The following is an 8,397-nucleotide window of genomic DNA, read 5'->3' as shown; positions in this document are numbered from 1 at the left end:
AGTATATATAGCCAAAGGTCTTTTTACAATTCTTGTTTAGTAAGAGACGTTTGCGAATTAGCCAATAGTATAATATTTAATCCTGGCAGAATATTTATTATCCATCTGTGCATAATGTTTATAAAAATTGACTTTATACCCCTCTTTCACGTTAAAATGAAAAGAATGTGCTTAAACAGATTCAGAACATAACAATCAGAGTTGTTATCTTAATAGGAGATAAATAGATGGCGGATAAGAAAGCCACGGTCCATATTGATGGTCTTGATCCAATCGAACTTCCAATTTACCAAGGCACTGCTGGCCAAGATGTAATCGACGTACGTACGTTAGGCTCACACGGTCACTTCACTTACGACCCAGGTTTCATGTCGACCGGTTCTTGTGAATCTTCAATCACTTACATCGATGGCGGCAAAGGTGTTTTATTACACCGTGGTTACCCAATCGAGCAATTAGCTGATGAATCAAACTACATCGAGCTTTGCTACTTACTATTAAACGGCGAATTACCGACTAAAGAACAATACGAAGCGTTTGCTCAAGAAATCACGCACAACACAATGCTTGATACTAAAATCGCAAACTTCTTCCAAGGTTTCCGCTTTGACGCTCACCCAATGGCAATGCTGTGTGGTGTTGTAGGTGCTCTTTCTTCTTTCTACCACGAAGATTTAGACATCACTGACGCAACACAACGTAAAACAAGCGCAATCAAGCTAGTTGCTAAATTACCAACTATCGCTGCGATGGCTTACAAATACAATGTAGGTCAACCGTTTGTTTACCCGCGTAACGACTTAAGCTTCGCTGAAAACTTCTTACACATGATGTTCTCAGTACCAGCTGAAGAATACAAAGTAAGCCCTGTTCTTGCTAAAGCAATGGACAAAATCTTCATGCTTCACGCTGACCACGAGCAAAACGCATCAACGTCAACTGTTCGTCTAGCTGGTTCTTCAGGTGCTAACCCTTACGCGTGTATCGCGGCTGGTATCGCATCTTTATGGGGCCCTGCGCACGGTGGTGCTAACGAAGCATGTCTTAACATGTTAGAAGAAATCGGCTCTGTTGACCGTATCGACGAGTACGTTGCTAAAGCAAAAGATAAGTCTGATCCTTTCCGTCTTATGGGCTTTGGTCACCGTGTATACAAAAACTTCGACCCACGTGCGACAGTAATGCGTCAAACATGTCACGAAGTACTTGCTGAGCTAAACATTCAAGATCCACTTCTTGATATCGCTATGAAGCTTGAGCAAATTGCACTTGAAGACCCATACTTCGTTGAGAAGAAACTTTACCCTAACGTAGATTTCTACTCAGGTATCATCTTAAAAGCAATCGGTATTCCAACAAGCATGTTCACTGTAATCTTTGCAATGTCACGTACTGTTGGTTGGATCTCTCACTGGGATGAGATGCTTTCTCAACCTGGTCACAAGATCAGCCGTCCTCGTCAGTTATACACTGGTGAAACTTCACGCGATTACGTACCAACAGACAAGCGTTAATACGAATTTGCGTTTAAAAAAGGCCGCTATGCGGCCTTTTTTGTTGCCCTGCACTTGTCTATTTGTGCAAAGTAATTAAAATCGTCGCATTCTTGTAGCTTAAGGCCTTTCATGTTCGATATCACAAAAATACGTGCTGACTTTCCAATACTGAATGAAACAGTCAATGAGCAGCCTTTGGTGTATTTAGACTCTGCGGCTACCTCGCAAAAACCACAGGCAGTTATTAATGCTCTTAGCCGTTTTTATAGCCACGAGAACGCCAATGTGCACCGCGGCCGCCATACACTCAGTGAAAACGCGACACGCCAATATGAGCATACACGAACGCTACTTGCAGATTATTTTTCTGTAAAAAATAATGAGATAGTGTGGACCAAAGGGGCAACCGAATCGATTAATTTAATCGCAAATGGTCTGGCTTCGAGGCTCAATCCTGGCGATAAAATTGCCCTATCTGCTATTGAACATCACGCTAACATCGTCCCTTGGCAACAGCTAGCTCAGCGTACCGGTGCAGAAGTCATTATTTTGCCGATAGAAAATGATTTAACTATTAATAGCGTGCACTGTAGTGAATTTATCAAGCAACAAAAGCCTAAAATAGTCGCTATTACCCATGCATCAAATACCCTTGGTAACATCACTGATTTAGCGCCAATCATTAGCGCATGTAAAGCCATTAATGCTATTTCTGTTGTTGATGGTGCGCAGGCATCGATGCATTTACGCCCTAATTTACAAGAGATTTCCTGTGATTTTTACGTATTTTCTGCCCATAAAATGCTCGGGCCGACAGGTTTAGGAGGCCTTTATGGTCGATTTGAGCTGTTAAATTCGCTGGATGTATATCAAACCGGTGGCGAAATGATCGAAACAGTGAGCCTAACACACAGCACTTTTCGTGATGCACCGGGTAAATTTGAAGCAGGAACACCCAATATTGCAGGTGTCATTGCCTTTAGTGAGGCAATAAATTATTTAACATCGTTAGATTTTCAGCAAATGCGTCAACATGAGCATACAGTTTTTGACTATGCGATAAAACAATTATCAGCTATTGATGGTATTAATATCTATTCAAACCAAACAGATAACATCGGTAACATTAGTTTTAATTATCGCGATGAACATCCGTTTGATTTAGCCACCCTACTTGATGGATTTGGCATTGCCGTGCGAAGTGGTCATCATTGTACGCAACCTATAATGAGCCATTTAGGTATACCAGGAACTGTACGAGCAAGTTTTGCGTTATATAACAATAAAGCTGATGTAGATTCCTTTATCAGTGCTGTTAAAAGTAGTATCGAGTTATTAGATTAATTTTGGATAAGTTATGAATTCAGCGTTTGAATCCGTTAGTAAAAACATTGAAACAGCTGCTGGCTGGCAGCAAAAATATCGCCAAATAATGCTCTTAGGTAAGCAATTACCTGTTATGCCTGAAGTGCTCAAAGTAGATGATGCCCTAGTTAAAGGCTGTGAAAGTAAAGTTTGGCTATATATCGACTTTGATCATACAGAAAACAGCCTGGTATTAGCGGGCGATTCAGATACTCGCATCGTTAAAGGACTATTGGCTTTAATTTTAGCCTTATACAATGGTCTAACACCGGAGCAAGCAGCGCAAATTAATGCCTATGATGAATTTGAACGACTCGGTCTAATTAGCCATTTGAGCCCTTCTCGTGGTAATGGTATTAAAGCCATGGTTGATAAAATTCAAACCATGGCTAAACAAAAACAATAAGTTTTATAAACTACGCTGTTTTTTATCGAGGTATTTTCTAATCGCTTTGGCTGCAACAAAAAAGCCAAAGCTGCCTGTCACCATAGTTGCAGAGCCAAAACCATTATTACAGTCCATATTCATTGAACCATCTGCACCTTGTTTTGCTTGGCAAACCTCACCTTCAGAGGTTGGATATACAAGCTGCTCTGTTGAATAAACACAATCAACGTTAAATTTTCGCTTTGGATTGCTACTAAAGTTGTACTGTTTTCGCAAAATATAACGTACTTTTGCAAGCAATGGATCATGGGTTGTCTTTGCAACGTCACCAAAACTGATTTGACTAGGGTCGGTTTGCCCGCCTGCGCCTCCGGTTGTAATAACCGGTAGTTTTATGCGTTTACAGTGAGCAATAAGCGCAGCTTTTTCTTTTACAGCATCAATACAATCAATCACATAGTCAAAACCTTGAATATGCTCACGAATGTTATCTAGCGTGATGAAATCGTCAATAACATTAATTTTGATATCTGGATTTATAAGCTCACAACGTGTTTTCATCGCTTCTACTTTTGCTTCGCCTACGGTGCCAGTTAAAGCATGAATTTGACGATTAACATTGGTTGCACAAATATCATCTAAATCAATGAGGGTTAGTTGCCCTACACCCGTTCGAGCCAATGCTTCAGCAGCCCAACTACCTACGCCACCAATTCCAATGACACAAAAATGTGCTTGTTGTAACCAATCAAATTGTTGATGACCATATAAACGTTTAATGCCACCAAAACGAATGTCTTGTGTTGTTTCTTTCATTTACCAATCCAACGTCCAAGGAGCTGTCCACTCTTTGAATTCGTCTGAGTTAAAAACTTCATTAAGATGAGTACCTAAAGTGTAATCACATCGATACTCTTTAAGCTGCTCTTTATAGCTAAATTGTAGTGCATAGGCATGCAAGTTTGTGCGCTCGTCTTTACTACCAGCATACGTACTATCACCTAGAATTGGAGCGCCTAAGCTTTTCATCGCGACTCTAAGCTGATGTGTCTTACCAGAGAATGGCTTTAACAAGTATGCACGAAGCCCTGGTCGAATACTTTTTGAGTAAAAGCGTGTGATAGCAGGATTTGTTTGGCTCTTTAACAGCTTAAATGCACCACGACGACTTTTCTGCATATCCCCTTTTATCCAACCTTGCTTTTTCTTAGGCTTAGCATCACTTACGGCTAGGTAAAACTTATTTATTTTTTGATCAGAAAATAGCGAAGTGAATTCGGCTGCTGCTTCTTTGTTACGGGCTAATATAATTAAACCTGATGTTACTTTATCTAGCCTATGAACCGGATAGAGCTTCTCATTAACAAGCTCTTCAGCAAGTACGACAAAACCAGCACATTGTTCACTATGAAAGCTCACACCTGCTGGTTTATAAAAAACAAAGAAGTCATCTTCACTGGCATGAAGATGAACATTGTTTACATCATGCATTTTTAGTTGCCAAGCACTGCAATAACGCGCGCTAAGTCTTCAGGGGTATCTACGCCTGCTTGCGGTGCACACAGAGCTTTTGCGATTTTAATTTTGTGACCATGATAAAGTACGCGAAGCTGCTCTAATGACTCTAAAAGCTCTAATCGAGATTCTGGTAATTCGATGTAGTCCTTAATAAAGCCAGCACGATAAGCATAAATACCAATATGGCGCGCAAAATCAGCAAGATTTAGCTTATCTCGGTCATCATTCATCATCGCATCACGATGATAAGGGATTGGCGAACGCGAAAAATACAGTGCGTTGTTGTCTGCATCGTTAATGACTTTCACGCAATTGGGATTAAATATATCATCAATCTCATCAATGCTGGTGCTCAAAGTCGCCATTGGTGCATCAGAATCAGCAAGTAGCATGGCAACTTGAGATACATTTTCGCTTGCCAATAAAGGCTCATCACCTTGCACGTTGACAACAATAGTGTCACTTTCAAGTTTTAACTGTTCAACAACTTCAGCTAAACGTTCTGTGCCTGATTGGTGATCTTCTCGTGTCATCAATACATTATCAGTAAACTTCTTTACTGCATCAAACACTGTTTGATGATCAGTCGCTACATAAACTTGTGAAGCACCTGAAGCAACCGCTTTTTCATAAACATGTTGGATCATTGGTTTACCACAAATATCAGCAAGTGGTTTACCTGGTAAACGCGTCGATGCGTAGCGAGCTGGGATAACGACTACGAATTCCACTTATCAACCTCTTCTTGGCTTAATTCACGGGCTTCATTTTCTAAAAGCACCGGGATATCGTCTTTGATTGGGTACGCTAGTTTCGCAGCAGTACTGATAAGCTCTTGATTTTCTTTATCAAGACGTAGTTTACCTTTACACACTGGGCAAGCGATAATTTCAAGTAATTTTGTATCAAAGGCCATTGAGGATCCCTTTTTGTTTTAATAATAAATTAAGTTTTTCGATAACTGCTGCTGTTGGCTTTGCATCAACAGGTAAATAATACCAATTTGGTTTAGCAAAACTAAAGCATTTAACTGCATCTTTTTCTGTCATAAATACAGCGTCATCTGCAAAATGGATAAAGTCATTAGCTTGGTAGGCATAATGATCACGAAAATGATGAGTCGATAGTAAGTTAATCCCTTGCTGCTCAAGACTTATTTCAAAGCGTTTGGGGTTACCAATAGCACTGACCGCATGGCCTTTATCTTGAACTGAATTGGCAAGTTCTGAATTACTTACGGTTCGAAATGGGCTTGATGTTAAATCATAGCGGCTTTGAGCGTTGCCACCATTTTCTATGACTAAATCAACCGATTTTAAGCGCGCTTTGGTTTCACGAAGTGGACCTGCAGGCATTAATAAACCGTTACCAAATTGGCGTTCACTATCAACGATACAACATTCGATATCACGCGCCATTTTATAATGCTGCATGCCATCATCAGAAATAATGACATCGATATCATGTTGCTCTAATTTTTTTATACTCGCTTGTCGGTCAGGGCCAACCATTACAACACAACCTAGGCGGCGTTTAATAAGTACAGGTTCGTCACCAGCTTGCGCTGTACTCGTATGTTCAGTCACTAACAAAGGATACGAATCAGACTGACCACCATAGCCACGACTGATCACCGCCACTTTTAAACCTTGCTGCTGTAAGTACTCAGCGAGCCAAATAACAAATGGCGTTTTGCCGTTTCCACCCACACTAATGTTACCAACAACAATGACAGGAAGATGCGCTTTAAATGCTTTTAGAATATTAAGCTTATAAAACAAAGCGCGAAGTGTTGAGATTAGCCAAAAAAGCACACTGAAAGGAAACAGTAAAACACTGATTAATCCTGGCTTTTTATACCAGCTTTTTTCAATAACACTCACTATTGCTCACCAAACTGCATTTTACATAACGCACTATAGGTACCGTCTTTTTCAAGCAGCTCGCTATGTGTGCCCTTTTCGATAACTTGACCATGGTCGATGACATAAATGCAATCACTGTTTTCTATTGTTGATAAACGGTGTGCTATCACAATCGATGTTTTTTCTTTCATTAAGCTATCAAGTGCTTGCTGGATTAGTTTTTCAGATTCAGTATCAAGTGCAGATGTCGCCTCATCTAGAATCAAAATAGGGGCATCTTTTAATATTGCACGTGCAATGGCTATTCGCTGACGCTGGCCGCCTGACAACATAACGCCGTTTTCACCCACCATGGTATCTAAACCTTCTGGTAAGTCTTTAACAAACTCCCAAACATGGGCTTGCTTGGCAACGGCCATTAACTCCTCGTTTGTTAATTCGCGGTCGAGGCCATAGCAAATGTTATTCGTTATGGTGTCATTAAATAAAACCACTTGCTGTGAAACGAGTGCAAATTGCTTACGTAAGTCTGTCAGTTTGTAATCAGCGATGTTGACGCCATCAAGCAAAATTTCACTGTCACCTTCAAGCTCATAATAACGCGGTAATAAATTTGAGATGGTCGATTTACCTGAGCCAGAACGGCCAACCAATGCGATGCTTTCGCCGGCATTAATCGAAAGTGATAAATTCTTTAATACAGGCTCATCTTTCGTTGGGTATTTAAAGGTCACATTGTTCACTTCAATTTTCCCAGTTACTTTGTCAACGCTGTAAGTGCCAGTGTCTTTTTCTACTTCTTCATCAAGTACTAAAAAGATACTTTGCGCTGCCGAAATACCACGTTGTAAATCGCTATTAACGTTAGAAAGTTGCTTCAGTGGGCGTAATAACATCATCATTGATGAAATAAGTAATACGAAGTCACCTGAACTGATGGTATCAATCATCGACGGCATAGACACAACCCATAAAATCACGGCCATCGCGCTTGCTGCCAAAATTTGGATAACAGAAACGCTTAACGCTTTAGTTGCATCCATTTTAATGCGCTGCTGACGATTATGATTATTAATAGCCGAGAATTGTGATATCTCTTGCTGTTGACCACCAAAACCATGAATCACCTTGTGACCAGATAGCATTTGCTCTGAGCTGCGAGTTACTTGTCCCATAGCAGATTGGATTTTTTTCGAAATCATACGAAAACGTTTCGATACAAAGGCAACGATCACGGCCACCAGCGGAATAATGACTAAAAATATCAGTGATAGCTTCCAACTGGTATAAAACATATTAAATAGWAAGAAAACAACAAAGGCCCCTTCTCTAACAACAATTAATAGGGCTTTAGTAATGGCTTGTTGAACCTGCTCAGTATCAAAGGTGATTTTAGAGATTAAATCGCCATTTGAATTTTTATCATGAAAGGACACCGGCAGATGTAAAATATGTTCGAATAATTGTTGGCGCAACGTCCTTACAACTTGCGAGCCAACATAACTTAAACAGTACGACGACATATAGTTAAACATGCCACGACCTAATACCAATGCAATCACAACAAATGGTGCATAAGTTAAAACATCAGTGTTACGATCATTTAAACCTTCATCAATGAACGGCTTCATTAAATTGATAAACAATGCATCCATGGCTGAATAGCCAATCATGCCTACAATGGCGAAAAATGCGATTAACTTATAATCACCCACATAACTGATTAATCGCTTATAGATTTGGGATGTAGTTTGATCCATAACAC

At 40.1% G+C, this 8,397-nt stretch carries 9 protein-coding genes; 3 read left to right on the top strand and 6 right to left on the bottom strand.

The window, feature by feature from the left end; all coding sequences use genetic code 11:
• Positions 1–227 precede the first annotated feature (227 nt).
• The 3 genes from L1D51_RS09980 (at position 228) to L1D51_RS09970 (ending at position 3,267) form a co-directional block, all read left to right on the top strand.
• The gene (locus L1D51_RS09980) at positions 228–1,514 is read left to right on the top strand and encodes a citrate synthase (protein WP_054551373.1); all 1,287 of its coding nucleotides are present in this window, start codon (positions 228–230) and stop codon (positions 1,512–1,514) included.
• Positions 1,515–1,625: 111 nt separating this feature from the next.
• Positions 1,626–2,840 carry an aminotransferase class V-fold PLP-dependent enzyme gene (locus L1D51_RS09975; RefSeq protein ID WP_239963584.1) on the top strand — a complete coding sequence of 405 codons (1,215 nt, stop codon included), beginning with the start codon at positions 1,626–1,628 and terminating at the stop codon, positions 2,838–2,840.
• 13 nt (positions 2,841–2,853) lie between these two features.
• Positions 2,854–3,267 carry a SufE family protein gene (locus L1D51_RS09970; protein ID WP_055197255.1) on the top strand — a complete coding sequence of 138 codons (414 nt, stop codon included), beginning with the start codon at positions 2,854–2,856 and terminating at the stop codon, positions 3,265–3,267.
• A gap of 3 nt (positions 3,268–3,270) precedes the next feature.
• On the opposite strand, the gene tcdA is transcribed toward L1D51_RS09970, so the two are convergent.
• Genes tcdA through msbA form a run of 6 tightly spaced genes read right to left on the bottom strand, consistent with a single transcriptional unit; the run spans position 3,271 to position 8,392 of the window.
• The gene (gene tcdA, locus L1D51_RS09965; protein WP_054561573.1) at positions 3,271–4,065 is read right to left on the bottom strand and encodes a tRNA cyclic N6-threonylcarbamoyladenosine(37) synthase TcdA; all 795 of its coding nucleotides are present in this window, start codon (positions 4,063–4,065) and stop codon (positions 3,271–3,273) included.
• Positions 4,066–4,740 carry a TIGR01621 family pseudouridine synthase gene (locus L1D51_RS09960; RefSeq protein ID WP_054561574.1) on the bottom strand — a complete coding sequence of 225 codons (675 nt, stop codon included), beginning with the start codon at positions 4,738–4,740 and terminating at the stop codon, positions 4,066–4,068.
• A 2-nt stretch (positions 4,741–4,742) separates the two neighbouring features.
• On the bottom strand, positions 4,743–5,498 hold the full coding sequence (gene kdsB / locus L1D51_RS09955) for a 3-deoxy-manno-octulosonate cytidylyltransferase (protein ID WP_055021960.1): 756 nt from the start codon (positions 5,496–5,498) through the stop codon (positions 4,743–4,745).
• Positions 5,486–5,683 carry a Trm112 family protein gene (locus tag L1D51_RS09950; protein WP_036968654.1) on the bottom strand — a complete coding sequence of 66 codons (198 nt, stop codon included), beginning with the start codon at positions 5,681–5,683 and terminating at the stop codon, positions 5,486–5,488. The genes kdsB and L1D51_RS09950 overlap by 13 nt, the downstream gene beginning before the upstream one ends.
• Positions 5,673–6,650: a tetraacyldisaccharide 4'-kinase gene (lpxK, locus tag L1D51_RS09945; protein ID WP_239963583.1), complete on the bottom strand. Its 978-nt coding sequence runs from the start codon at positions 6,648–6,650 to the stop codon at positions 5,673–5,675. Before lpxK ends, L1D51_RS09950 begins: the two co-directional genes overlap by 11 nt.
• Positions 6,650–8,392, bottom strand: coding sequence for a lipid A export permease/ATP-binding protein MsbA (gene msbA, locus L1D51_RS09940; RefSeq protein ID WP_239963582.1), 1,743 nt, complete (start codon positions 8,390–8,392; stop codon positions 6,650–6,652). The genes lpxK and msbA overlap by 1 nt, the downstream gene beginning before the upstream one ends.
• Between the last annotated feature and the right edge of the window lie 5 nt (positions 8,393–8,397).

The organism is Pseudoalteromonas shioyasakiensis (genome assembly GCF_022398475.1).
GTDB lineage: Bacteria > Pseudomonadota > Gammaproteobacteria > Enterobacterales > Alteromonadaceae > Pseudoalteromonas.
The sequence above is the reverse complement of the archived record's forward strand: the minus strand, read 5'-3'. Positions and strand labels throughout refer to the sequence as shown.

Excerpts from the sequence above, each read along its gene's own strand:
- L1D51_RS09950 (WP_036968654.1), bottom strand. The coding sequence starts at position 5,683 with ATGGCCTTTGATACAAAATTACTTGAAATTATCGCTTGCCCAGTGTGT.
- L1D51_RS09960 (WP_054561574.1), bottom strand. The coding sequence starts at position 4,740 with ATGCATGATGTAAACAATGTTCATCTTCATGCCAGTGAAGATGACTTC.
- tcdA (WP_054561573.1), bottom strand. The coding sequence starts at position 4,065 with ATGAAAGAAACAACACAAGACATTCGTTTTGGTGGCATTAAACGTTTA.
- L1D51_RS09980 (WP_054551373.1), top strand. The coding sequence starts at position 228 with ATGGCGGATAAGAAAGCCACGGTCCATATTGATGGTCTTGATCCAATC.
- L1D51_RS09970 (WP_055197255.1), top strand. The coding sequence starts at position 2,854 with ATGAATTCAGCGTTTGAATCCGTTAGTAAAAACATTGAAACAGCTGCT.
- L1D51_RS09975 (WP_239963584.1), top strand. The coding sequence starts at position 1,626 with ATGTTCGATATCACAAAAATACGTGCTGACTTTCCAATACTGAATGAA.